At 69.6% G+C, this 23063-nt stretch carries 19 protein-coding genes and 1 pseudogene; 11 read left to right on the forward strand and 9 right to left on the reverse strand.

Annotated features, from left to right (window positions below):
• Nucleotides 1-2 precede the first annotated feature (2 nt).
• The 5 genes and pseudogenes from ACIA03_RS11185 to ACIA03_RS11205 all read left to right on the forward strand — a co-directional run bounded on the left by ACIA03_RS11185 (nucleotide 3) and on the right by ACIA03_RS11205 (nucleotide 6385).
• Nucleotides 3-833, forward strand: coding sequence for a fumarylacetoacetate hydrolase family protein (locus tag ACIA03_RS11185; protein ID WP_396982257.1), 831 nt, complete (start codon nucleotides 3-5; stop codon nucleotides 831-833).
• Between the two features lie 2 nt (nucleotides 834-835).
• Complete coding sequence (locus tag ACIA03_RS11190; RefSeq protein ID WP_396982259.1) at nucleotides 836-1471, forward strand: maleylpyruvate isomerase N-terminal domain-containing protein; 636 nt, start codon at nucleotides 836-838, stop codon at nucleotides 1469-1471.
• Nucleotides 1472-1831: 360 nt separating this feature from the next.
• Nucleotides 1832-2233 (forward strand): annotated as a pseudogene (locus ACIA03_RS11195) (beta-ketoacyl synthase N-terminal-like domain-containing protein); the annotation flags it as partial.
• A gap of 135 nt (nucleotides 2234-2368) precedes the next feature.
• Nucleotides 2369-4426, forward strand: coding sequence for a thioredoxin domain-containing protein (locus tag ACIA03_RS11200; RefSeq protein WP_396982261.1), 2058 nt, complete (start codon nucleotides 2369-2371; stop codon nucleotides 4424-4426).
• A gap of 63 nt (nucleotides 4427-4489) precedes the next feature.
• Nucleotides 4490-6385: a helix-turn-helix domain-containing protein gene (locus ACIA03_RS11205; protein ID WP_396982264.1), complete on the forward strand. Its 1896-nt coding sequence runs from the start codon at nucleotides 4490-4492 to the stop codon at nucleotides 6383-6385.
• Nucleotides 6386-6391: 6 nt separating this feature from the next.
• Here ACIA03_RS11205 and ACIA03_RS11210 read toward each other — a convergent pair whose 3' ends face one another.
• From ACIA03_RS11210 to ACIA03_RS11230, 5 genes are read right to left on the reverse strand one after another with little or no spacing between them, the layout of a single operon-like run.
• Nucleotides 6392-7390: a branched-chain amino acid ABC transporter permease gene (locus ACIA03_RS11210; protein WP_396982266.1), complete on the reverse strand. Its 999-nt coding sequence runs from the start codon at nucleotides 7388-7390 to the stop codon at nucleotides 6392-6394.
• Nucleotides 7387-8259: a branched-chain amino acid ABC transporter permease gene (locus ACIA03_RS11215; protein ID WP_396982268.1), complete on the reverse strand. Its 873-nt coding sequence runs from the start codon at nucleotides 8257-8259 to the stop codon at nucleotides 7387-7389. The genes ACIA03_RS11210 and ACIA03_RS11215 overlap by 4 nt, the downstream gene beginning before the upstream one ends.
• 23 nt (nucleotides 8260-8282) lie before the next feature.
• A complete protein-coding gene (locus ACIA03_RS11220) occupies nucleotides 8283-9530 on the reverse strand; it encodes an ABC transporter substrate-binding protein (RefSeq protein WP_396982270.1) in 1248 nt (415 codons plus the stop codon).
• A gap of 46 nt (nucleotides 9531-9576) precedes the next feature.
• Nucleotides 9577-10269 carry an ABC transporter ATP-binding protein gene (locus ACIA03_RS11225; RefSeq protein WP_396982272.1) on the reverse strand — a complete coding sequence of 231 codons (693 nt, stop codon included), beginning with the start codon at nucleotides 10267-10269 and terminating at the stop codon, nucleotides 9577-9579.
• Nucleotides 10262-11035, reverse strand: coding sequence for an ABC transporter ATP-binding protein (locus tag ACIA03_RS11230; protein WP_396982275.1), 774 nt, complete (start codon nucleotides 11033-11035; stop codon nucleotides 10262-10264). Before ACIA03_RS11230 ends, ACIA03_RS11225 begins: the two co-directional genes overlap by 8 nt.
• Before the next feature lie 189 nt (nucleotides 11036-11224).
• On the opposite strand from ACIA03_RS11230, the gene ACIA03_RS11235 reads away from it, so the two are divergent.
• Entirely contained in the window at nucleotides 11225-12895 is a 1671-nt protein-coding gene (locus ACIA03_RS11235; protein ID WP_396982277.1) for a tannase/feruloyl esterase family alpha/beta hydrolase, read from the forward strand.
• A 55-nt stretch (nucleotides 12896-12950) separates the two neighbouring features.
• Nucleotides 12951-14450 carry an amino acid permease gene (locus tag ACIA03_RS11240; protein WP_396982279.1) on the forward strand — a complete coding sequence of 500 codons (1500 nt, stop codon included), beginning with the start codon at nucleotides 12951-12953 and terminating at the stop codon, nucleotides 14448-14450.
• A 55-nt stretch (nucleotides 14451-14505) separates the two neighbouring features.
• Here the strand turns inward: ACIA03_RS11240 and ACIA03_RS11245 are convergent, their stop codons facing one another.
• Nucleotides 14506-15468: a DUF5937 family protein gene (locus ACIA03_RS11245; protein ID WP_396982281.1), complete on the reverse strand. Its 963-nt coding sequence runs from the start codon at nucleotides 15466-15468 to the stop codon at nucleotides 14506-14508.
• A gap of 56 nt (nucleotides 15469-15524) precedes the next feature.
• On the opposite strand from ACIA03_RS11245, the gene ACIA03_RS11250 reads away from it, so the two are divergent.
• Nucleotides 15525-16796 carry an MFS transporter gene (locus ACIA03_RS11250; RefSeq protein ID WP_396982283.1) on the forward strand — a complete coding sequence of 424 codons (1272 nt, stop codon included), beginning with the start codon at nucleotides 15525-15527 and terminating at the stop codon, nucleotides 16794-16796.
• On the opposite strand, the gene ACIA03_RS11255 is transcribed toward ACIA03_RS11250, so the two are convergent.
• Nucleotides 16757-17497, reverse strand: a complete 741-nt coding sequence (locus tag ACIA03_RS11255; RefSeq protein ID WP_396982285.1) for a hemolysin III family protein — start codon at nucleotides 17495-17497, stop codon at nucleotides 16757-16759. The two genes, ACIA03_RS11250 and ACIA03_RS11255, sit on opposite strands and share 40 nt — an antisense overlap.
• Before the next feature lie 88 nt (nucleotides 17498-17585).
• Here ACIA03_RS11255 and ACIA03_RS11260 point away from each other — a divergent pair, with 88 nt between their 5' ends.
• From ACIA03_RS11260 to ACIA03_RS11270, 3 genes are all read left to right on the forward strand, one after another.
• Complete coding sequence (locus ACIA03_RS11260; protein ID WP_396982287.1) at nucleotides 17586-18362, forward strand: isoprenyl transferase; 777 nt, start codon at nucleotides 17586-17588, stop codon at nucleotides 18360-18362.
• Between the two features lie 300 nt (nucleotides 18363-18662).
• Nucleotides 18663-20054 (forward strand): PhoH family protein, encoded by a 1392-nt coding sequence (locus ACIA03_RS11265; RefSeq protein WP_396982289.1) that lies wholly within the window; start codon nucleotides 18663-18665, stop codon nucleotides 20052-20054.
• Nucleotides 20055-20250: 196 nt separating this feature from the next.
• Nucleotides 20251-20961, forward strand: a complete 711-nt coding sequence (locus ACIA03_RS11270) for a lytic transglycosylase domain-containing protein (protein ID WP_396982291.1) — start codon at nucleotides 20251-20253, stop codon at nucleotides 20959-20961.
• 15 nt (nucleotides 20962-20976) lie between these two features.
• Here ACIA03_RS11270 and ACIA03_RS11275 read toward each other — a convergent pair whose 3' ends face one another.
• Both ACIA03_RS11275 and ACIA03_RS11280 read right to left on the reverse strand, forming a co-directional pair.
• Nucleotides 20977-22365: a class II fumarate hydratase gene (locus tag ACIA03_RS11275; protein WP_396982293.1), complete on the reverse strand. Its 1389-nt coding sequence runs from the start codon at nucleotides 22363-22365 to the stop codon at nucleotides 20977-20979.
• A gap of 18 nt (nucleotides 22366-22383) precedes the next feature.
• Complete coding sequence (locus ACIA03_RS11280; RefSeq protein ID WP_396982295.1) at nucleotides 22384-23055, reverse strand: spermidine synthase; 672 nt, start codon at nucleotides 23053-23055, stop codon at nucleotides 22384-22386.
• Nucleotides 23056-23063: the final 8 nt, after the last annotated feature.

Consider the following 23063-nt stretch of genomic DNA (forward strand, 5'->3'; position numbering starts at 1 on the left):
CCGTGAAACTCGCCACCATCCGCGTCGGTGACGCAACCCGCGCTGTGCGCCTCGACGGCAGCGAACTGGTCGACCTCGGCGTCGCCGACCTCGGCACGTTTCTGTCTGGCCCCGACTGGCAGACCGCGGCCGGCGAGGCAAACGGTCCCCGGTACGCGGTCGAGACGGCGGACTTTGCGCCCGTGGTGCCCAACCCGTCGAAGATCGTGTGCGTCGGTCACAACTACACGAACCACATCAAGGAGATGGGTCGCGAGCTGCCGACCTACCCGACCCTGTTCCCCAAGTTCGCCGACACGCTGGTGGGTGCCAACGATGACATCGTCAAGCCGGCCGAGACCGACGCCCTCGACTGGGAGGTCGAGCTCGTGGTCGTCATCGGCAGGGAGGTCCGTCGCGCTACCGAGGAGCAGGCCGCCGACTCGATCGCTGGCTTCACCGTGATGAACGACGTCTCGGTGCGGGACTGGCAGTTCCGCACCGTGGAGTGGACTCAAGGCAAGATCTGGGACTCTTCGACTCCGGTCGGCCCCTACGTCGTCACGCCGGATGAAGTGGGCGGAGTGCGTCCGGCCCTGCAGGTCAAGACCGTCGTCGACGGCGAGGTCATGCAGTCCGATGACACCGGCACCCTCCTCTTCGACCCGGTGTTCCTGGTGCAGTACGTCTCGACCATCATCACCCTGCGTCCTGGCGACCTCATCGCCACTGGAACTCCGGCCGGGGTCGGCCACGCACGCGACCCGAAGGTTTACCTCCTCGGCGGCGAGACCGTGGTCACCGAGATCGGGGGAGTGGGAGTGTGCACCAACCGCATCGTCAAGGTCGACTGAGGATGCTCCGAGACTTCGCCGACGGCCGTCGATGGATGGTCGAGGGCACCAAGGTCTTCCTCGACGCCGTCGTCGGCCTCGATGAGGGCGCCTTCGGCGAGAGCACGGGGCTTCCCGGGTGGACGCGCAAGCATCTGGTGGCGCACGTCGCTGCCAACGCAGACGCTCTCGGCAACCTGGTGCACTGGGCTGCAACCGGCATCCACACTCCGATGTATGCCACCAGCAAGGAGCGTGCAGCGGGCATCGCCCGCGGGCCGGGGCTCACCGCTGCGGCGCTGCGTGAGTGGCTGCAACGCTCGGCAGAGAGCCTCGAGCAGGCGATGACGCAGCTCAGCCCGGTCCAGTGGGAGCACGAGGTGGTGACCGCCCAGGGACGGACCGTACCGAGCACAGAGATCCCATGGTTGCGGGCACGCGAAGTGTGCGTGCACACCGTCGACTTGGGTCTGGACGTCACCTTCGCGGACTTGCCGTCCGGCTTCAACGCCGCGCTGTATGAGGACATCCGTACCAAACGGGGTATGGCGGATCCTCCCGCCGAACTCGCCGACGCACCCCTGGACCAGGTGACCGCATGGCTCGCCGGACGCCCCCACTTACTCGAGCGAGCGCCCGCTATTGGGCCGTGGCTCTAACGGGTAAAGCGTTTCGTGGTCCCGGCGCGGCTGACTGACCTCGGCGTATCCGTCACGGCATGCGACAGCCACCACCCTGTTCGCCGCGCTCGAGATCGACACCGGCCAGGCGGTCGCAGCGGCTCTCCAATTCGGCAGCCCGACTTCGTCCGCTTCGACTCAGCAGACGTGAACTCTTGGATTGGCCACTCTGCCGTTCGACGCGAAATTCTTGGCTAGGTAGGTGTTCGACGGTGGTGACCCGGAGGGCGCGACCCGCAGGAGCGAGTTGTCGCACTCTGGAACAGATTCTCGAACACGAGAGCAACCGCTCGTAGCGTCGTCCCCATCCTGACCGCCCATGAGAGACGTGGTTCTGCCGTGACCGAAGAGGCATACATCTACGACGCAATTAGGACGCCCCGTGGACGCGGACGCGCCTCAGGGGCGCTCCACTCGGTGAAACCGATTGCCCTGATCGCCGATGTGATCAAAACGATGCTCGAGCGCAATCCGCAGCTCGACCCGGAGCTCATTGACGATCTGGTCCTCGGCGTGGTGTCCCCCGTCTCAGAGCAGGGAGCAGACCTGGCGAAGACCGCCGCTATCGCTGCCGGGCTGCCGGACCAGGTCGCGGGGGTGCAGATCAATCGCTTCTGCTCGTCCGGGCTGGAAGCGGTTAACATGGCGGCCCAGAAGGTCCGGGCCGGCTGGGAACAGTTGGTCCTGGCGGGCGGCGTCGAGTCCATGTCTCGTGTTCCCATGGGTAGCGACGGCGGTGCCCTGCGCGTTGCGTGAGAGCGGCCCGGATCTGGTGCCGGGATGGCCGCTCCGCGGCGCCGGGTGCAATTTCTGTCCCAAATTCCTGTCCTGGGACAGGTTTGCATCACTTGTTCACGTGCGTGCAAGGCTGGGGTCGTGGCCAATCGACTCGCCCTCGCGACATCGCCCTACCTCCTCCAGCACGCTGAAAACCCCGTGGACTGGTGGGAGTGGGGGCCCGAGGCGTTCGAGGAGGCGAGGCGTCGGGAAATTCCTGTCCTGCTGTCCGTCGGCTATGCCGCCTGCCACTGGTGCCACGTAATGGCCCACGAGTCGTTCGAGGACGAGACGACGGCGGCGTACATGAACGAGCACTTCGTCAACATCAAGGTCGACCGGGAGGAGCGGCCGGATGTGGACGCGGTCTACATGGCGGCGACGACGGCGATGACCGGGTCGGGCGGGTGGCCGATGACGGTGGTGCTCGACCACGACGGCAACCCGTTCTTCGCGGGCACCTACTTCCCGGACATGCCGCGCCATGGGCAGCCGGCGTTCACGCAGGTGCTGCAGGCGCTCTCGGAGGCGTGGACGCAGCGGCGCTCGGAGATCGGGGCGGTGGCGGAGAACGTACGTCAGCACCTGGCCAACATCTCCGGGGCCGCTGGGTCCGCGGGCGACTGGCAGGTCGATGTCGACGCCGCGGTCGAGACGCTGGCGGGGGAGTTCGACCCGATGGCGGGCGGGTTCGGGGGTGCGCCGAAGTTCCCGCCGTCGATGGTGCTGGAGTTCCTGCGGCGGGTCTCGGGCGTGGATTCGCGGGTCCCCCAGATGCTCGCGCGGACCGTGGCCGCGATGGCCGGCGGAGGGATGTATGACCAGGTGGGAGGCGGTTTCGCCCGCTATGCCGTCGACCGCGGCTGGGTCGTTCCGCACTTCGAGAAGATGCTCTACGACAACGCCCAGCTGATCGGGCTCTACGCCCGGCTCGGCACCGAGCTCGGCGACCGGGTCGCCCGGGAGAGCGCCGACTGGATGATCCGCGAGCTCGGCACCGCCGAGGGCGGCTTCGCCTCCGCGCTCGACGCCGACAGCGAGGGGGTCGAGGGGAAGTTCTACGTCTGGACCCCGGCCGAGCTCGTCGAGGTCCTCGGCGCCGAGGACGGCGCCTGGGCCGCGGAGGTCTTCGAGGTGACGCAGGCGGGCACGTTCGAGGAGGGCGCCTCGACCCTGCAGCTGCGCCACCGGCCCGACGATCTCGAGCGGCTCGAGTCGGTCAAGGCGCGGCTCCTGGCCGCGCGTGCGGAGCGGGTCCGTCCGGCACGCGACGACAAGGTCGTCGCGGCATGGAACGGGCTGGCGATCAGCGGGCTGGTCGATGCGGGGCTGCTGCTGGGGGAGCGGCGGTACGTCGACGCCGCGGTCGCGGCGGCGGAGCTGCTGTGGCGCGTGCATGTTCCTTCGTCAAGGTATGCAGGCGAAGGAGCACATCCCGTGCGGAGCTCCGCAGGGGATGTGAGCGTTCGGCTGCATACCTCGACGAACCGTTCCGCCCGCCTCCTCCGCGTGAGCCGCGACGGCGTGGCCGGCCCGCATGCAGGAGTGCTGGAGGACTACGGCTGCGTCGCGGCTGGCTTCCTCGCGCTGACCCAGGCGACCGGCGACGCCATGTGGCTCGACCGGGCGACGGCGCTGCTCGACACCGCGCTGACCCACTTCCGTGCCGAGGACCGCGGTTTCTACGACACCGCTGACGATGCGGAGGCACTGGTCACCCGGCCCCGGGACTCCTCCGACAACGCCAGCCCCAGCGGCACCAGCGCGATGGTCCACGCGCTGGTCACCGCGCACGCGCTCACCGGAGAGGGCCGCTACCGCACGGCCGCGGAGGAGGCCCTGGCCGCCACGAGCACCCTGATGACGAAGGCACCGAGGTTCGCGGGCTGGTCCCTGGCGGCCGCCGCCACGATGGCGGACGGCCCGCTCGAGATCGCGGTCGTCGGACCGCCGGGGCCCGACCGCGACGCCCTCGAGGCCGCCGCCCGGCGCAAACCGGGCGCGGTGGTGGTTGTCGCCGACGAGGCCCGCGACGACATCCCGCTGCTGAGCAGCCGGACGCCGGTGGACGGTGAGGCGGCGGCGTACGTCTGCCGGGGTTTCGTCTGTGAGCGCCCGGTGACGTTGCCGGAGGAACTGGCGACGACGCCTACCTGATCCGGGCGAACTATGTGGTCATCCCATATGTCGGCGAGCGCGTAGAAGTGTAACTTCGGTCACATGACGGTCGATGTGGTCGCGTTCCTGGAGCTGCTGGCCGGGGATGCCGCGGAGGCCGACTTCGAGGGGCCGTCGCAGGCCGCGCGAGCGGCGGGGGCGACTGTCGAAGAGCAGGAGCGGATCGACTACGCCAAGAGGCTCGCGCTCGAGGTCCGGGCGACCCTGGAGGCGCGCCGCCGGCGTGAGGGTGAGCTGGGGGCGCTGTTCGAGTCGGCCAACGACCTGGCGATGCTGACCAACCTGGAAGCGGTTCTGCAGGCGATCGTGACCCGGGCCAAACAGCTGCTGAACAGCGATGTCGCCTACCTGACGCTCAACGACGAGCGTCGCGGCGAGTACATGCGGGTGACCGAGGGGATCCTGACTGCGGCCTTCCGCTCGACCCGGATCCCCTACGGCATCGGGCTCGGTGGCCTCGTCGCCCAGACCACCAAGCCCTACTCGACCGCCGACTACATCCCCGACGAGCGGTTCCGGCACGCCCCCGACATCGATGCCGCGGTCAGCGGCGAGGGCATCCGCGCCATCATCGGCGTACCTCTCCTGCTCGGCACCCAGGTCATCGGCGTCCTCTTCGCCGCCAACCGCACCGTACGTCCCTTCGGCGCCGAGGCGAGCGCGCTGCTGGTCTCGCTGGCCGCCCACGCCGCGATCGCCGTGGACAAGGCCCGGCTGCTGGAGGAGACCCGCGCCGCGGTCGCCGAGCTCGAGGTCACCACCCGCAAGCTGCAGGCGCGCAACGAGGTGGTCGAGCGCGCCGCCGACGCCCACGACCGGCTCACCCGGATCGTCGTCGAGGGTGGTGGCGTCGACGATGTCGTACGCAGCGTCGCCGAGGTCCTCGGCGCCCGGGTCGTGGTGCTCGACCTGAGCGGCGAGACCATCGCCAGCAGCGCCCCGGACCAGCCAGTCTCCGACTACGAGGCGGCCGTGACCAGGCGGAGCCTCGACCTGAGCCGCACCGCCGGCAGCGGCGACATCTACGCCACCCCGGTGCTCGCCGGGGCCGAGCAGCTCGGCTCGATGCTCCTGGGCCCTCGTTCGGCCGACCGCGAGGACGGCGACCTGGACGATGGCGACCAGCGGATCCTGGAGCGCGCGGCCCTGGTGACGGCGCTGCTGCTGCTCTTCCGCCGCAGCGTCGCCGAGGCCGAGGGACGCGTACGCGGCGAGCTCCTCGACGAGCTCCTCTCCGGCACCACCCCCGACCCGGAGACGCTGCGCGAGCGCGGCCGACTGCTGCAGGCCGACCTGTCCAGGGCGTACGCCGTCGTGGTGGCAGACGTTCCCGGCGACCGCGCCCGGGTCGGTCAGGCGGCGACGTTCGTCGCCGCCACCCACGACGGGTTCGCGGCGGTGCGCCAGGGACAGGTCGTGCTGATCTTCCCCGACTGCGACGCGCGTGCCGCCGGCGAGCTGGTCGTCGAGGGGCTGCGGCTGTCCGCGGGCGCGCCGGTGACGGTCGGCGCCGCCGGCCCGGTGCCGGGACCGCTGAGCAGTCCCGACGCCGTGGTGAGGGGCTACGACGAGGCCCGTCGCTGCCTGGCGGCCGCGATGACCCTGGGGCGCGAGGGCCAGGTGGTCACCGCTGACGACCTGGGTTTCGTGGGGCTGCTCCTCGGCTCGGACGGGAACCCGGCGGCGTACGTCACCTCCCGGCTGGGTCCGGTGATCGACTATGACGCCGCGAAGGGATCGAAGCTGGTGGAGACCCTGCAGGCCTACTTCGCCGCCGACCGCAACCTCACCCGTACCGCGGCCGGGCTGCACGTGCACGTCAACACCGTCACCCAGCGGCTGGAGCGGGTGACCCGGCTGCTGGGCAAGGGCTGGCAGGAGCCGGAGCGCCAGCTCGAGGTGCAGCTGGCGCTCCGGCTCCATCAGCTGGTCGCCTAGAACGGGCTAGGAACGCCGCCGGCTCAGCCAGAGATGACGGGCGGTGCCCCAGATCCCGCGCCGGAAGAGCAGCACCACGGTCACGAACACGGCGCCGGTGACGATCCCGATCCCGTCGAACCCGGACGAGGCCAGGTAGTCGGCGAGCATCACGATCAGGCCGGCGCCGATCACGCCGCCCCACAGCGTGCCGATCCCGCCGAGCACGGTCATCAGGACGACCTCGCCCGAGGTGGCCCAGTGCAGCTCGGGCAGCGCGACGAACCCGTGCGAGACGGCGAAGACGCCGCCGGCGAGCCCGGAGAGCCCGGCCGAGAGCACGAAGACGATCAGCTTGTAGCGCTCGACGTCGTAGCCCAGCGCCCGAGCCCGCGGCGAGTTGTCCCGGATCGCGACCAGCACCCGCCCGAAGGGGGAGTGGACGATCCGCCAGGCGACCCACATCCCGAGCAGGATGATCGGCAGCGCGGCGTAGTAGAAGAAGAACGAGTCGGTCTCGACGACGTCGATCCCGAAGAAGGAGCGAGGCACGCCCTGGAGCCCGTTCTCACCGCCGGTGAGCGATGAGGCCTGGTTGGCGATGAAGAAGAGCATCTGCGCGAAGGCGAGGGTGACCATCGCGAAGTAGATCCCCGACCGCTTCACCGACAGGTAGCCGATCGGCACCGCCAGGACCATCGCGAACAGCGCCCCGCCGAGGACCGCAACCGGGAACGGGACGCCGAGGTGGATCGCGATCAGTCCCGTGGCATAGGCGGATCCGCCCCAGAACGCGGCGTGGCCGAACGAGAGCAGCCCGCAGTAGCCCAGCAGCAGGTCGAGGGCCACCGCGAAGAGCGCCCACGCGGCGATGTCCATCGCCACCGGCGGGTAGACGAACCACGGCAGCCCCAGCGCCACCACCAGTCCCACGGCCAGCAGGACCAGTCGCTGCCACGGGCGTGCCCCCGCGATCGCCGCATGCTGCTCGGTGACGCTCGCACCGGCCGTCGCGATGGACGTCATGCCGTCGCCTCCTCTCGTCCGAAGAGCCCGGCCGGCCGGGCCAGGACCACCACGGCCATCAGCACGAAGATGAGCACCTGCGCGAACGTCGGTGCGTACGCCTGCCCGAACGCCTCCACGAGCCCGACCAGGAACCCACCGACGACGGCGCCCACGATCGAGCCGAGCCCACCGATCACCACGACCGCGAACAGGATGATGATGAAGTCGCTGCCCATCTCGGCGGTGATCGCCCGGAACGGTGCCGCCAGCACCCCGGCCAGACCGGCGAGCGCGACCCCGAAGCCGAACACCGGCGTCACCCAGCGCCCGACGTTGATCCCGAGCGCACCGGCGAGCTCGGGCCGCTCGGTCGCGGCCCGGACGATCATGCCCACCCGCGTACGTGTCATCAGCAGCCAGACGCCGAGGCAGACGAGCAGCGCGACACCGATCACGAAGAGCTGGTAGACCGGCAGCCCGACGCCACCCACCTGCACCCGGCCGGACAGCACGTCGGGGCGCTCGTAGGGCAGGCCGCTCACGCCGTAGCGGCGCTTGACGAGGTCGACCAGCAGCAGGGTCAGCCCGAAGGTGAGCAGCAGGTTGTAGAGCGGGTCGAGCGGCAGCAGCCATTGAACCAGCAGCCGCTCGACCAGCATCCCGAAGACCAGCATCAGCAACGGCACCACGATCAGCGCCAGCCACAGGCTCATCCCGGCGGTGTCCAGGAGCACCGCAGCGGCGACCGCTCCCAGCATGTAGAAGGCGCCGTGTGCGAAGTTGACCACGCCCAGCACCCCGAAGATGACCGCCAGGCCGAGCGCTGCCAGCGCGTAGAAGCTGCCGGCCGCGAGCCCTTGGACGGTGTACTGCAGAACCGCGTTCATACCAATCCCTCTAGACCTCGCGCCTACATCGAGCAGCCGGACTCAGCCGCCGGGCGGAACGCCTCCTCGGCCGGGATCGTCTTGATGATCTCCTCGTAGTCCCAGTCCTCCTTGACGTCGGCCGGCCCCTTGACCCGAGCCAGGTAGACGTCGTGGATGACCCGGTGGTCCTCGGCGCGGATCTCACCGTTGCGCAGGAACATGTCCTCGATCTTCTTGCCCTCGAGCTCCTCGACGACCTTGTCGGCGTCGTCGGTGCCGGCCGCCTGGACCGCCTCGAGATACTGCTGCGCCGCGGAGTAGTTGCCCGCGTGGGCGTACGTCGGCCGGTCGCCGGTCTCCTCCATGAAGCGGTCGGCCCACTCGCGGGACTTCTCGTCGAGGTTCCAGTACCAGGCGTCGGTGAAGATCGTGCCCTCGAACGCCTCGACGCCGAGCGAGTGGATGTCGGAGATGAACATCAGCCCGACGGCCAGGTCGATGCCCTGATCCTTGAGCCCGGACTCGTTGTACTGCTTGACCAGGTTGATCAGGTCGCCACCGGCGTGCATGGTGCCGATGACCTGCGGTTTCGCGGATCCCGCCTTGGTGATGTACGTCGCGAAGTTGTCGTTCGGGAACGGCGTCGCGATCGTGCCCGCGACCTTGCCGTCGCCGGCCTCGATGGCGCCGGTGAACGACTTCACCATGTCCTGGCCGAAGGCGTAGTCGGGGTAGATCAGCTGCCAGTTCTTGCCACCCTCCTCGGTCACGACGGTGCCGGTGCCGTTGGCCAGCATCCAGGTGTCGTAGGCGTAGTGGAAGGTGTACTTGTTGCACTGGGCGCCGGTCAGCTCGGTCGTGGCCGCGCCGACGTTCATGTAGAGCTTCTTCTTGTTCTTCGCCTGCGTCGCGACGGCGAGCGCCGCCGAGGAGGTCGGCACGTCCAGGATCACGTCGGCGCCCTCGCGGTCGTAGAGCTCCTGGGCCTTGGTGTTGGCGATGTCCGGCTCGTTCTGGTGATCGGCCGAGGTCACCTCGATGTCGTCGACGACGGCCTCGTCGCCGTACTTCTCCTGGTAGTCGTCGATCGCCATCTGGATCGCGATCTTCGAGTTGGGACCGGAGACGTCCTTGTAGACACCGGAGGCGTCGTTGAGCAGGGCGAGGACCACCTTGTCGTCGGTGAAGTCGCCCCCGCCCGCACTCGGACCGCCGGCGCCGCAGCCTGCGGTGACCAGGACACCGGACATCAGTACGGACGCGCTGGCAACAAAGCGTTGCTTGTTCATCGTGTCTCTCCTCGCGGGGTTGGGGGACTGCGATATCTGCTTGGGGTCAGATCCCGAGGTGTTCGAGGAGCTCGTCCTGACGTTCGACGAACTCGGCGTTGTCGAGGCTCTCGACCAGGCGACCCTGGGCGAGCAGGTAGTGGCGATCGGCGACGGTGGCGGCGAAACGTACGTTCTGCTCGATCAGGAGCACGCCGATCCCGGACTGCTTCGCGGTCCGCACGATGTCGCCGATCTGGGCGACGATGACGGGGGCGAGCCCTTCGGAGGGCTCGTCGAGCAGGAGCACGCGCGCGCCGGTGTGGAGCACCCGGGCGACGGCGAGCATCTGCTGCTCACCGCCCGAGAGCGTCGTCCCACCCGCTCGCCGGCGGCTGCCGAGAGCCGGAAAGGCGTCGTAGACCTGCTCCAACGTCCACGCCGACTCGGAGACCTGCGGAGGCAGCAGCAGGTTCTCCTCCACGCTCAGGTTGGCGAAGATGCCGCGGTCGTCCTGCACCCAACCGAGCCCGGCGCGGGCCCGCTTGTGCGCAGGCAGCGAGGTGAGGTCGCGACCGTCGAGCCGGACCGATCCGGTCAGGTGCTTGTGGAGGCCCATCAGGCAGCGTACGAGCGTGGTCTTGCCGGCGCCGTTGCGGCCGACGAGGGTGACGACCTCGCCCTCGCCGACGCTCAGGGTGGCCTCGCGCAGGGCCTGCGCCTCGCCGTACCACGCGCTCAGGTTCTCTATGTCAAGCACTGTGAGCCTCTCCGAGGTAGGCGGTGATGACGCGCGGGTCGGCACGCACCTCGTCGTAGGGTCCCTCGGCGAGCACCGAGCCCTGCTGCAGGACGGTGACCCGGTCGGCGAGGTGGGCGACGACGTGCATGTTGTGGTCGACGAAGACGACCGTGCGGCCCTCGGCGATGCGCCGGACGAGCTCGATGGTGCGATCGACGTCCTCGATGCCCATCCCCGCCGTCGGCTCGTCGAGCAGCAGCAGCCGGGGCTCGACGGCGAGGACGAGGGCGAGCTCGAGCGCCCGCTTCTGGCCGTAGGCCATCAGCCCGGTCGGCTTGTCGGCCAGCTCGGTCAGGCCGACCTCGGCCAGCAGCCGGTCGACCTCCTCGCCGCGCCGGCCCAGCAGTTTCTCCGACCGCCAGAACTTCAAGCCCTGATTGGTCAGCCCCTGGAGCGCGATCTCGACGTGCTCGCGCGGGGTGAGGTTCTCGAAGAGGCTGGTGATCTGGAAGGAGCGGGCCACCCCGTGTCGGGTGATCCGCTCCGGCGCCATCCCGGTGACGTCGTCACCGAAGACCGTGATCCGTCCGCTGCTGGGTCTCAGGAACCCGGTCAGCAGGTTGAACAGGGTCGTCTTGCCGGCTCCGTTCGGGCCGACGAGCGCGTGGACGGTGCCCTCGGCGACCTCGAGGTCGACGGAGCTGACCGCGCGGAAGCCACGGAAGTCCTTGGTGAGACCCTCGGTCCGGAGTGCGCACCTCGGGGTCGATGTGGTGCTCGTCACATGGGTGACGCTAGGGAAGTGGTGAGACGTACGCCATAGCGGTTCACAACACACTGAGCCCATCCACTGTGTAGGTGAGAGCCACTTCTGCCTCCCGCAGTGCGGCTCGCGGCCGACCACATCTCGAGCCCCGGAGTTGTGTGCGGCAGCCACATGGCGCAGGTCACACCGCGTCGCGATCCTTGAGCAATGGCCCCCCACCACGTACGCAGATTCCTGACCGTCGGTTCCTCGCTCGCCCTCGCCGCCGCGGCTCTGGTCATCGGCCAGGTGCCCGCGAGCGCCACGCCGTCGACGGGCACCGCCGACTGCTCCTCGCTGGTCGGGCTGAGGATCCCCGCGCACCGGATCGGCCTGCCCACCACCGGCGCCGAGGTCACCGCGACGACGTCGATGCCGGCCTCCGGGGCCGGCCCGACCGCGATCCCGGCATACTGCCGGGCCGACATCGCGATCCACCCGGTCGATCCCGCCGCCCCTGACATCCGGATGGGCCTGGCGCTGCCGGAGGGGTGGAACGGAAGGACGATGATGTTCGGCGGCGGTGGCTACAACGGCACCGTCCCCAACCTCGCCCAGAACGTTCCCTTCGGGCCGGTCGACCAGCGCACGCCGCTCGGCCGCGGCTACGCGACCTATGCCAGCGACTCAGGTCACCAGGCCGACACCAGCCGCCACCCGATCGCCAGCCTGGACGGCTGGTTCGGCCGATCCGACGAGGCGCTGCGCAACTTCTCCGGCGACGCGCTCAAGAAGGTGCACGACACCGCGACGTACGTGATCACGAAGGCCTTCGGTCGTGCCCCGGGAACCACCTACTTCGCCGGCGGGTCGACCGGTGGCCGTGAGGCGCTCGCGGTCGCGCAGCGCTGGCCGCGCGACTTCGACGGGGTGATCTCCGCCTACCCCGCCTGGAACGCGGCGACTCTCGACCTCTTCTTCGGCCGGATCACCCACGAGTTCGCCAAGCCCGGCGCGTTCCCGTCGAAGGTCCAGCAGGACCTCGTCGCCCAGCGGGTCCTGGCCGCCTGCGACGGCGACGACGGTCTCGAGGACGGGGTGATCTCCGACGAGGCGGGCTGCGACTTCGACCCGGAGACGCTGCTGTGCGGCGAGGGCGAGACACCGGGTGCCACCTGCCTCGCGCGCGAGCAGGTCGACGCGGTCGTCGCCGCCGACAGCAGCTGGCGGCTGCCCTATCGGGTGGCGAGCGGGGAGTGGGGCTACCCCGGCTTCCCGCTGCTGTCGGGCGCGCGGATGTCGACGCCGGTCCTCGGCTTCGGCACCACCGCGCCGGCCGACCCGATGCAGGTGACCGCCGGCTACGGCATGCAGTTCTGGAACCAGTGGGCGAAGTACTTCGTCGCCCGTGATCCGCAGATCAGCCCGTTCGCGATCGACCCGGCCGACCCGGGGGAGTGGCAGCGCCGGATCAGCGAGCTCACCGCGCTCCAGGACGTCAACGACGCTGACCTGCGCCCCTTCGCCCGCTCCGGCGGCCGGCTGATCCTGGTCCACGGTGCCGCCGACGAGCTGGTCAGCCACCGCTCCACGATCGACTACTACCAGCGGGTCCAGCGGGTGATGGGCCAGCGGGCGACGGCAGAGTTCTCGCGGTTCTACCTGGTGCCCGGCGCCAACCACGCCAACTTCGCCCCGGTCGCGTACTCCGCCTCGTACGACTCCCTCACGGCGCTGGAGAAGTGGGCCGAGCGCGGCGTCGCGCCGGACGAGAACCAGGTGGTCGCCGACGGCAACGCAGGCGCCGACCGCACGCGGCCGCTGTGCGCGTGGCCGACCTGGCCGGCGTACGTCGGCGGGCCCGCCTCGGAGGCGAGCAGCTTCAGGTGCGAGATGTGACGGCCGACACCCCCGAGCTTTCCAGTCCAACGGTCGGGATGGTTTCCTATCCCTCATGTCTGTTTGGCGCACCAAGTCCATCGAGCAATCTCTTGCCGATGCCGAAACCCCGGAGTTCCAGCTCAAAAGGCGGCTCACCGCGGTTGACCTGACGGTCTTCGGGATCGGCGTCATCATCGGCGCGGGAATCTTCACCCTGACGGGCCGGGCCGCGGCCCAGTACGCAGGACCCGGCGTCGTCTTCTCCTTCGTCATCGCCGCGATCTGCTGTGGCCTGGCGGCACTGTGCTACGCCGAGTTCGCCTCGACCGTGCCGGTGTCGGGGTCGGCGTACACGTTCTCCTACGCGACTCTCGGCGAGATGCTCGCCTGGATCATCGGCTGGGACCTGATCCTGGAGATGGTGCTCGGTGCGTCCGTGGTCGCGCAGGGCTGGAGCAGCTATCTGGTGACGTTCCTCGAGGAGATCGGCCTCGGCTGGCCCAAGGGCTACGGGCCGGACGCCAACGCCGACTTCGGTCAGCCCAACCTGGCAGCTCTGCTGCTCGTGGTCGTCCTGGTCGGCCTGATCGCGATCGGCATCAAGGAGTCGCTGCGGGTCAACCTCGCGCTCGTCGCCGTCAAGCTGTTCATCGTCCTGTTCGTCATCGTCGCCGGCATGTTCTACATCTCCGGCTCCAACTACGACCCGTTCGTCCCCGAGCGCGCCGGCTCCGTCAGCGGCGAGGGCATCCACCAGCCGCTGATCCAGTGGGCCTTCGGTCTCGAGCCGCAGACCTTCGGTGTCCTCGGCATCATCTCGGCCGCCTCGGTCGTCTTCTTCGCCTACATCGGCTTCGACGTGGTCGCCACGACCGCCGAGGAGGCCAAGAACCCCCAGCGCGACCTGCCCCGCGGCATCATCGGCTCGCTGGTGATCTGCACGATCCTCTACGTCGCCGTCGCGCTGGTCATCACCGGCATGGTGAAGTACGACCAGATCGACCAGAGCGCCGCACTCGCCACCGCGTTCCGCGACGTCGGCCGCGGCGGCTTCGCCACCCTGATCTCGGCGGGCGCCGTCGCCGGTCTGACCACCGTCGTGATGACGCTGATGATCGGCGCCATCCGGGTCATCTTCGCGATGAGCCGCGACGGCCTGTTCCCGGTGAGGTTCGCCCACGTCAACCCGAAGACCGGCACCCCGATCCGGATCACCCTCACCGTCGGTGTCTTCGTCGCGATCGTGGCGACCTTCACCCCGATCGGCAAGCTCGAGGAGATGGTCAACATCGGCACCCTGACCGCGTTCGCGCTGGTCTCGATCGCCGTGCCGATCCTGCGCAAGCGTCGCCCGGACCTGCCGCGCTCCTTCACGGTGCCGCTCAACCCGGTGCTGCCGATCGTGGCCGCGCTGATCTGCATCTACCTGACGCTCAACCTGAGCGTCGAGACCTGGCTGCGGTTCCTGATCTGGATGGCGATCGGCTTCGCGATCTACTTCGTCTACGGCTACCGCAACTCGCGGGTCGGCAAGAGTGGCGACGACAAGGTCGTCGAGCCGCTGCACATGTGACACTCCGACAACCAGCAAGGGGCGCGCGGCCGGTGGCCGCGCGCCCCTTCTCAGTTCACCGCACCGCGTCCAGGAGGCGATCGCCCAGGTCGGAGCGGAGGTAGAGGACCGATCGGCCGTGGCGGGCCGAGGTCAGCAGGCCGGCCGCGCGCATCGCCCGCAGGTGCTGGTTGACGGCCGTGGGCGTCACCCCGAGACGTACGGCCAGCTCGGTCGAGGAGGCGGGAGCCGCCAGCAGGGCGAGCAGCCCGGAGCGGGTCTCGCCGATGAGATCGCGCAAGGCGTGTGGCGCCTGGGGCCGGTCGGTGGTCCACAGGGTCCCGAGGCCGCGCGCCGGGTAGAACATGACCGGCGGCTCCTCGGGCGAGATGGGGGTCGACGGGTTGCGGGTGAACAGGGTCGGCACCAGGGTGAGCCCGACCCCCGCGGTCGTACGCCGGTAGTCGACCTTCGAGGTGGTGAGCCGGATCGCGAGGACGTCGTCGGCGAAGGTGACCCGCGGCGAGATGTCGCCGAACATCGCCGCCATGCCCGAGTGCACGATCGTGCGGCCGCGGTGGACGATGTCGGCCTCCAGCACCGCTCGCATCCGCTGCCAGTGGGGCTCGAAGCACGCCTCCCAGTAGTCGCGGAGGGCGGTGAGGACGCGGCGCAGCACCAGCCGCGGAGACCCGCTCAGGACCGCCGGAGGGCCGCCCTCGAAGTGGACCGCGTCCAGGTCGGCATGGACGCGGTGCGCAGGGGTGGCCGCGATCACCTCGAGCTCGTCGTCGAGCCGGGCGAGCGGGTTCCGTGGGCGGGGGTTGAGGAAGTCCGGCGTCCAGAGCCGGTCGTTGGTCAGCGCCAGCAGGGTCTCGCGGTCCAGCTCCGCGGCGCCGACGGTACGCAGCCAGGGCAGGTGGAGCGGGAACCGGCCCGGGTCGCGCAGCGCACGCAGCGAGAGGGTGAGCTCGTTGAGCGGCGAGATGGCGAACCGGACCTCGCTCAGGTCGGGGCCGGCCAGCTCGTACCTGATCATGAAGCAATACGCTACATCGTTAGCGCGCGCGGGCGCGGGGTGCGACAACTGGGCCCATGATCCGCCTTCCCAGCGACCCGGTCGAGCGCCCCCTCGTCGGTGCCGTCGCCGCCCTCTCGCTCGCCCGTGGCATGTTCTTCGCGGTCAGCGCGCTCTACTTCACCCGCACGGTCGGCCTCTCGGCGGTCACCGTCGGCATCGGCCTGACCGTCGCCGGGGGAGTCGGCGTCGTGGCGACGTACGCAGGTGGGCGGCTCAGCGACCGGTGGGGCGCCGACCGGGTACAGCTGTGGGCGATGGCCAGCTACGGCGTCGCCCTGCTCGCCTACGCCCTGGCCCGGGACGTGGTCGCATTCGTGCTGGTCGCGACCTGGGTCTCGGCGTCCCGTGGCTTCCAGTCGAGCGCCCAGTCGACGCTGGTCGCGCGCTGGTTCGACGGCCCCGACCGGGTGGCGGTGCGCGCCCGGTTGCGGGTGGTGATGAACGTGATGATCGGCGTCGGGACGCTGCTCGCGGCCGTGGCCCTGGCGGTGGACACCGGGACGGCCTACCGCACCACGATGGTGCTCGTCGGTGTGCTCACCACGCTCGCGGCGGTGCCGCTCGTCGGGTTGCGGCGGCGGGTCGCGGGGCTGGGCGAGACGATGGACGCCGGCTTCGGGCCGACGGCGGCCGCGGGTCCCTCACCGCTGCGCGATCGCACCTACGTGACCGCGACCGTGCTCAGCGGGGTGATGGCGATCCACTTCGGGCTGACCTCGATCGGGGTGCCGCTGTGGGTGGCCGACCACACCGATGCCCCGACGGTCCTGGTCTCGGTGATGCTCGTCGTGAACACCGTCTACGTCGCGCTCTTCCAGGTGCGGGCCTCGCGCGGGACCCACGACATCGCCACGGCGGGACGGGCCGTGCGTGGCGCCGGCTTCCTGCTGCTGGCGGCCTGCGTCCTCTTCGCCGCGGCGGCCTACGCCGGTCCCGCTTTCGCCACCGCGCTTCTGCTGCTCGCCGCGCTCGCCTCCTCGGCCGCGGAGACGCGTGGCGAGGCGGGCAGCTGGGGGCTGGCCTTCGAGCTGGCCGACCAGGAGCGGGCCGGCGCCTATCAGGGGGTCAGCCAGATGGGCTACGCGCTCGCCCACATGCTCGCGCCGCTGGTCGTGACCGCCACGGCGATCGACCACGGCACCGGCGGCTGGATGGCGCTGGGCGCGCTCTTCGCGGTCACCGGGATCCTCACCGCCGTGCTCGCCCGGCACGCCGCCGCGGCGCGCGCCCGGGACGAGGCTCAGGCTCAGCGCAGCGCGTACGTCGCCAGCGAGACGCCGGTGTAGTGCACGATGAACGCGAGGATCGTGAAGGTGTGGAAGACCTCGTGGAAGCCGAACCACTTCGGCCACGGGTTGGGCCGCTTGAAGCCGTAGATGACACCGCCGGCGGTGTAGAGCGCGCCGCCGACGCAGATCAGCGTGAACGTGGCGATCCCGATGCCGACGCCCAGCGCGACGGCGCCGTCGAAGAAGGACGGGATGAAGAAGATCGCCGCCCAGCCGAGCGCGATGTAGTTCGGGACGTACAGCCAACGCGGGGCCTCGGGCCAGAACACCCGGAAGAAGACGCCCAGGATCGCGCCGGTCCAGACCACCGAGAGCAGCACCACCTGGGTGACGCCGTCGAGGAGCAGCAGCGAGAAGGGGGTGTAGGAGCCCGCGATCATCAGCATGATGTTGGCGTGGTCCCAGCGCTTCAGGATGGTGTGGGAGCGAGCGCTCCACTTACCCATCGCGTTGCCGCGGTGGTAGACCGCGGAGACCGTGAAGAGCAGCAGCGCGGCCATCGTGAACACCGCCGCGCCGAGGCGTGGCGCGCCCGAGGGGGCGAGCACGATCAGGACGATGCCGGCGGCCAGGGTGAGCGGGGCGCTGGCCAGGTGGATCCAGCCGCGCATCTTGGGGAGGGCCTCGTGAACGGTCGAGGAGACCGAGTCGGTGATGTTGCCGACCTTGACGCGCATCGCGTCCGTCATCTCGCTCATGACAGGCAAGAGTATCGCCCCACCCTGAAGATCAAGTGAATCCCGTCCCGCTGGGTGATGTCGCCGCGCCGCCGATACCCTTCTCCTCGTGGCAGACTGGAAGGACGGCGTACGTCGAATTCTGTATCCCGCCTACGAGGCGCGGATGCTTCGCAAGCTCGACGTCTCCAAGCTGCCCAAGCATGTCGGAGTGATGCTCGACGGCAACCGCCGCTGGGCCAAGGCGGTCGGCCAGTCGACCGCCCATGGCCACCGCGCCGGCGCGGCCAACATCGAGCCGCTGCTCACCTGGTGCGACGAGATCGGCATCGAGGTGGTCACCCTGTGGCTGCTCTCCACCGACAACCTCAACCGTCCCGCCGAGGAGCTGGCACCCCTCCTCGAGATCATCGCCGACGCGGTCGACTCCCTGGCAGACGTACGCCGCTGGCGGCTGCACCCGGTCGGCGCGCTCGACCTGCTCCCGCCGTGGCTGGCCCAGCGGCTCAAGGCCGCCGAGGAGGCCACCCGCGACGTCGACGGGATGCTGGTCAACGTCGCCGTCGGCTACGGCGGCCGTCGCGAGATCGCCGACGCGGTGCGCGCCCTGCTCAACGAGCACGCCAGCCGCGGCACCTCGCTGGAGGAGCTCGCCCAGATCATCGACGTCGAGCACATCGCCGACCACCTCTACACCAAGGGCCAGCCCGACCCCGACCTGGTGATCCGTACGTCGGGGGAGCAGCGCCTGGGCGGATTCCTGCTGTGGCAGAGCGCGAAGTCGGAGTTCTACTTCTGCGAGGCCTACTGGCCCGACTTCCGGCGTACGGACTTCCTGCGTGCCCTGCGGGCCTACGCCCAGCGCGAGCGTCGTCTCGGAAGGTGACCGCTGGCCGGAACGATTGGCTGGCGTCACCAGGTGTTAACCGAGAAAAATCCTGCGTGTTGCCACCGACCGTTGGTCCGGCGTCGTAGCGTTGTACCAACGGCGGGGAACAAAATCCCGTCGCACCTGGAGGCCCGTTACGTGAGTAGTCACGAACCGAACCTGCGTCAGGATCCCATCGATCCTGACGGGTGTGAGGCGGTCGGCACCCCGACTGACGGTCCACCGTCCGGTCCATCTGATTAACGATGAAATGACCGGACTCATGGGTGTATGAGCCGGTCGCGAGAGGTGATCCGCGTGGCCAACCGAACCACGAACGAGCATGTCACCGAGGCCGACACGTCGGCCGCTCCGACACCGGCGTCGGAGTCCTCCCCGGAGAGCGAGTCGCCTTCTGTGCGTACGTTCGTTCTCGACACCAGCGTCCTGCTCTCGGATCCGAAGGCCATGACGCGCTTCGCCGAGCACCAGGTCGTGCTCCCGGTGGTGGTGATCACCGAGCTGGAGGGGAAGCGGCACCACCCGGAGCTGGGCTACTTCGCCCGCTCCGCGCTCCGGCAGCTCGACGAGCTGCGGGTCACCCACGGCCGCCTCGACACGGCGGTCCCGGTCGGTGAGGAGGGCGGCACCATCCGTGTCGAGCTCAACCACACCGACCCGTCCTCGCTGCCGAGCGGCTTCCGGCTCGGGGACAACGACACGCGGATCCTCGCGGTCGCGCGCAACCTGAAGGGCGACGGGCTCGACGTCACCCTGGTCTCCAAGGACCTGCCGATGCGGATCAAGGCGTCCGCGGTCGGGCTCGAGGCCGAGGACTACCGCGGCGAGCGGATCAACGATTCCGACCCGGGCTACTCCGGGATGGCCGAGCTGGATGTCACCTCTACCGAGCTCGACGAGCTCTACGACGACGGCGTCCTCGACCTCGACGCGGCCCGCGACCTGCCCTGCCACACCGGCCTGGTGCTGATGTCGGACCGGGGCACCGCGCTGGGCCGGGTCGGCTCGGACAAGCAGGTCCACCTCGTCCGCGGCGACCGGGAGGTCTTCGGGATCCACGGCCGCTCGGCGGAGCAGCGGATCGCGCTCGAGATGCTGCTCGACCCCGAGGTCGGCATCGTCTCCCTCGGTGGCCGGGCCGGCACCGGGAAGTCGGCGCTGGCGCTGTGCGCGGGGCTGGAGGCGGTCATGGAGCGCAACCAGCACAAGAAGGTCGTCATCTTCCGCCCGCTCTTCGCCGTCGGCGGCCAGGAGCTCGGTTATCTCCCCGGCACCGAGAACGAGAAGATGTCGCCGTGGGGCCAGGCGGTCTTCGACACCCTCTCCGCCGTGACCACGCAGGACGTGATCGACGAGATCATCGACCGCGGCATGCTGGAGGTGCTGCCGCTGACCCACATCCGCGGCCGGTCCCTGCACGACTCGTTCGTGATCGTCGACGAGGCGCAGTCGCTGGAGCGCAACGTGCTCCTGACGGTCCTCTCCCGCATCGGGTCCAACTCGAAGGTCGTGCTCACCCACGACGTCGCCCAGCGCGACAACCTCCGGGTCGGGCGCCACGACGGTGTGGTCGCGGTGATCGAGAAGCTGAAGGGTCACCCGCTCTTCTCGCACGTCACCCTGACCCGCTCCGAGCGTTCGCCGATCGCGGCGCTGGTGACCGAGATGCTGGAGAACGTGGTCCCGTGACGCCGTAATCATTGTCACGTCAACGGCCCCAGACCCGTGAGGTCTGGGGCCGTTGTGATTCTTGTGACTCATGTTACGGAAGTGATGCTCAGGACGGTCATTTCTGACCTACAAACGGTGCGTCCGGTTTGATACGGGGTCGGTGCTCATGCATTGTTTGCGGGTCTGCAATGCCTCAGCCCCCGAATGAGAGCCCGTGACCAAGCCTGTTCATCGTGCCCCGCGACATCGTGGTGCGCCAGCGAATCCGCTTGTCGACGTTCCGCACAAGGCTGCGCGTACGACCGCCAAGACAACCCTCCTCCTCTCCGTCCTCGCCCTCGGCGGGACCGGTGCCGCAGTTGCCGGCGGGGTGGCATACACCGGGCCGGCCCCAGACGACGCCACGCTCAGCGCCGGTGAGTCGGCAGCCGCCGACCTCCCCGAGCTCAGCGACGCCCAGCGCGCCGCGATCGAGGCCGAGTCCGCCGCCCGCGGCAGCGAGACCTCGCTGTCGCGTTCGTCCGGTGACCGCCGTGAGGTCGCCGACCCCGGCAAGCTGGCCGCGCTGTCGGACTCCGGCGACGTCCGGGCGATCGCCGGTGTCGAGGAGATCGAGCTCGACCTGCGCGACCCCAAGGACATCGCCCGGTCGATGCTCGCCGACTTCGGCTGGAGCCTCGACCAGTTCTCCTGCCTCGAGCCGCTGTGGGAGAAGGAGTCGGGCTGGAACGTCAGCGCCGCCAACCCCTCCTCCAGCGCCTACGGCATCCCGCAGGCCCTCCCCGGCTCCAAGATGGCCTCCGCCGGCGACGACTGGGAGACCAACCCCGCCACCCAGATCGAGTGGGGCCTCGGCTACATCAACGACCGCTACGGTTCCCCCTGCGGCGCCTGGAGCCACTCCCAGTCCGCCGGCTGGTACTGAGCCGACTCGACGTTGTCAGGGGTGTGTCATCGACTCGACGTCGAGGGCCTTGTCGAGGTCTTCCTCGGTGATCGTGCCGTCGGCGACGTAGCCGAGCTTGATGACGGTGTCCCTGATCGTGGCTCCCTCGGCGAGGGCCTGCTTGGCGACCTTGGCGGCGGCCTCGTAGCCGATGTACTTGTTGAGCGGCGTGACGATCGAGGGGGATGACTCGGCGTAGGCGCGCAGCCGCTCGGGGACGGGCAGGATCCCGTCGACGGTGCGCTCGGCGAGGACGGTCATCGAGGTCGAGAGCAGACGGATCGACTCCAGGATGTTGCGGGCCATCACCGGCATCGCGACGTTGAGCTCGAAGGCACCCGAGGCTCCGGCGGCGGTCACCGCGGCGTCGTTGCCGATCACCTGGAACGCGACCATCAAGGTGGCCTCCGGTACGACCGGGTTGACCTTGCCGGGCATGATCGAGGAGCCCGGCTGGAGGTCGGGCAGGTGGATCTCGGCCAGGCCGGTGGTCGGGCCCGACGACATCCAGCGCAGGTCGTTGTTGATCTTGATCAGGCCGACCGCGATCGTCTTCAGGACGCCGGAGAGCTCGACCAGCGAGTCGCGGGTGCCCTGGGCCTCGAAGTGGTTGCGGGCCTCGGTGAACGGCTGGCCGGTGCGGGCAGAGAGCTCGGCGATCACGGCCTGCGGGAACCCGGCGGGTGTGTTGATGCCGGTGCCGACCGCGGTGCCGCCCAGTGCCAGCTCGCGCACTCTCGGGAGCACCGCCTCGAGTCGCTCGGCCGCGTAGCGGATCGTGGCTGCGTACCCTCCGAACTCCTGGCCGAGGGTGACCGGGGTCGCGTCCATCAGGTGGGTACGCCCCGACTTCACCAGCCCGGCGAACTCCTCGGCCTTCGTCTCCAGCGAGGTGGCCAGCACGTCGATCGCGGGCAGCAGCTGCTCGCTGACGGCGACCGCGGCGGCGACGTGGATGGCCGTCGGGAAGGTGTCGTTGGAGGACTGGGAGGCGTTGACGTGGTCGTTGGGATGTACGTCGCCCCCAGCGAGTGCCACCAGCGACGCGATCACCTCGTTGGCGTTCATGTTGGAGGACGTGCCGGACCCGGTCTGGAAGACGTCGATCGGGAACGCGTCGTCGTGACGCCCTTCGGAGACCGCGCCCGCGGCCGCGATGATCGCCTCGGCCTTGTCAGCGGGGAGTACGCCGAGGTCGAGGTTGGCCTTGGCGGCGGCAGCCTTCACATGGCCGATCGCATGGATCAGCGCCGGCTCGATCGGCGTGCCCGAGATGGGGAAGTTCTCCACGGCCCGCTGGGTCTGGGCGCGCCACAGGGCGTCCTTCGGGACCCGGACCTCTCCCATGGAGTCGTGCTCGATGCGAAAGCTCATGTCGTCCATGTCTGGTTCAACCTTTGACTAGTTGGTGCCATTCCCCGGGGAGACCGTCCCCACATAGAGCCAGTACGTCTCCGAGTGTCCCTGCAGGTCGACGGGGTAGGAGAGCGCCTCGGCGTCGTCGAAGACCTGCGCCATCACGTCCAGCAGCGCCGGAGCCTCCGCCGCCGACCACACCACCACCGTGCCGCCCGGGGCCGTGGCCCGCCGCGCGTCGGCCAGCGCCGGCGCCTCGTAGAGCGCCCCGTTGGCGTCGTGCACGAGATAGCCGGGCCCGTTGTCCACGTCCAGCAGCACGACGTCGTACGCCTCGCTCGGGCTCTCCCGCAGGACCACGGCCACGTCGGCGACCTCGATGTGGATGCGCTCGTCCTTCAGGAGCCCCGGGCCGTGGGGGATCCGGCCGGCGCGCATCCACTCGACCAGGCGCGGCTCGATCTCGACGACCGTGACCGCCTCGACCCGCGGATCGGTCAGCACGGCCTCGAGGGTGAACCCGAGCCCGAGGCCGCCGATCAGCACATGTCCCGGCTCCGGGTGCAGCTCGAGCGCCCGCGTCGCGAGCGCCTTCTCGGTCGAGGTCTCCCGGGTGTCCATCACGAAGATCCCGTTGGCCCGCAGCTCCAGGTGTCCGTCCGCCCGGTGCTTCAGGACCAGGCCCCCGTCGACGATCACCGATTCCGTCCCACTCACGCTTCCAT

This window comes from Nocardioides sp. NPDC051685 (assembly GCF_044453405.1).
In the GTDB taxonomy this organism is placed as follows: Bacteria; Actinomycetota; Actinomycetes; order Propionibacteriales; family Nocardioidaceae; genus Nocardioides.

What these genes read in the sequence shown, in the direction of transcription:
- ACIA03_RS11245 (WP_396982281.1), bottom strand. Translation starts at nt 15,468, where the DNA reads ATGATCAGGTACGAGCTGGCCGGCCCCGACCTGAGCGAGGTCCGGTTC.
- ACIA03_RS11215 (WP_396982268.1), bottom strand. Translation starts at nt 8,259, where the DNA reads ATGAACGCGGTTCTGCAGTACACCGTCCAAGGGCTCGCGGCCGGCAGC.
- ACIA03_RS11235 (WP_396982277.1), top strand. Translation starts at nt 11,225, where the DNA reads ATGGCCCCCCACCACGTACGCAGATTCCTGACCGTCGGTTCCTCGCTC.
- ACIA03_RS11220 (WP_396982270.1), bottom strand. Translation starts at nt 9,530, where the DNA reads ATGAACAAGCAACGCTTTGTTGCCAGCGCGTCCGTACTGATGTCCGGT.
- ACIA03_RS11240 (WP_396982279.1), top strand. Translation starts at nt 12,951, where the DNA reads ATGTCTGTTTGGCGCACCAAGTCCATCGAGCAATCTCTTGCCGATGCC.
- ACIA03_RS11255 (WP_396982285.1), bottom strand. Translation starts at nt 17,497, where the DNA reads ATGAGCGAGATGACGGACGCGATGCGCGTCAAGGTCGGCAACATCACC.
- ACIA03_RS11210 (WP_396982266.1), bottom strand. Translation starts at nt 7,390, where the DNA reads ATGACGTCCATCGCGACGGCCGGTGCGAGCGTCACCGAGCAGCATGCG.
- ACIA03_RS11190 (WP_396982259.1), top strand. Translation starts at nt 836, where the DNA reads ATGCTCCGAGACTTCGCCGACGGCCGTCGATGGATGGTCGAGGGCACC.
- ACIA03_RS11250 (WP_396982283.1), top strand. Translation starts at nt 15,525, where the DNA reads ATGATCCGCCTTCCCAGCGACCCGGTCGAGCGCCCCCTCGTCGGTGCC.
- ACIA03_RS11275 (WP_396982293.1), bottom strand. Translation starts at nt 22,365, where the DNA reads ATGGACGACATGAGCTTTCGCATCGAGCACGACTCCATGGGAGAGGTC.
- ACIA03_RS11205 (WP_396982264.1), top strand. Translation starts at nt 4,490, where the DNA reads ATGACGGTCGATGTGGTCGCGTTCCTGGAGCTGCTGGCCGGGGATGCC.